The following is a 693-nucleotide window of genomic DNA, read 5'->3' as shown; positions in this document are numbered from 1 at the left end:
CTAACTGTTCAGCATTTCTTCGCCGTGCGCAGCATGGCGGATAAATGCCTGTTGGACTAAGCCGCCCTTCAGGCTGCTACACCGCTTCTATAGGGTATTGTATTGGCCGGTATGCGGCCTGAGACGTCAGGTCGCGCGCATACGGAGCTGTTGTGACGCGTTCGGGCAGTGATGTTGGCCATGATCCCGTCTCTTCCGAATCCAATTTAACCCAACCTAGCGCGCTTGCTGGTCAAAATCCATCACCGGGACGAGCACCGCCACGACCCGCAAGCGGGCCGGATCGCCGAGTCCGTTGTCTGGCCGAATCCGTTGTGGGTATGGCGTTAGCTCATGCTCGATAGCGTTGCGCCCTGTGGTTGGTGGCTCGCCGAGAGGTGAGGGTCCCGATTACCCGCATCGTCGGTTGCCGACAGTGCGGGCAGGTGTAGGTCGGTTCCGAGTCGCTGGCGGCGGTATCGGCATCCGGTGTCGCCTCGACCGCCAGCGCCCGGCGGATCTCTGCCAGACGTCGTCGTCGGCAGCGATTGGCCAAAAAGCCGTAGTGTCGGACCCGCATCAGCCCCTTGGGCAGTATATGGAGCAGGAAGCGGCGCACGAACTCCTCTCCATCGAGAACGAGCGGCTTGTGTCGGTCACGGTCGCGGTAGTCTTTGACGCGCAGGGTCACCTGGTGGTCGTCCACGGCGAGGA

Annotated in this window: 1 protein-coding gene; it reads right to left on the bottom strand. The window is 61.9% G+C overall.

What is annotated here, in order from left to right; genetic code table 11:
• Positions 1-331: 331 nt before the first annotated feature.
• Positions 332-693 (bottom strand): transposase (locus ACGTN6_RS20730; RefSeq protein ID WP_394594967.1); only part of this gene is annotated, 362 nt, incomplete at its 5' end.

The organism is Halomonas sp. B23F22_20, from assembly GCF_043496985.1.
Lineage (GTDB): Bacteria > Pseudomonadota > Gammaproteobacteria > Pseudomonadales > Halomonadaceae > Halomonas.
Note: the sequence above shows the minus strand (reverse complement) of the source record. Positions and strands in the feature narration are given on the sequence as shown.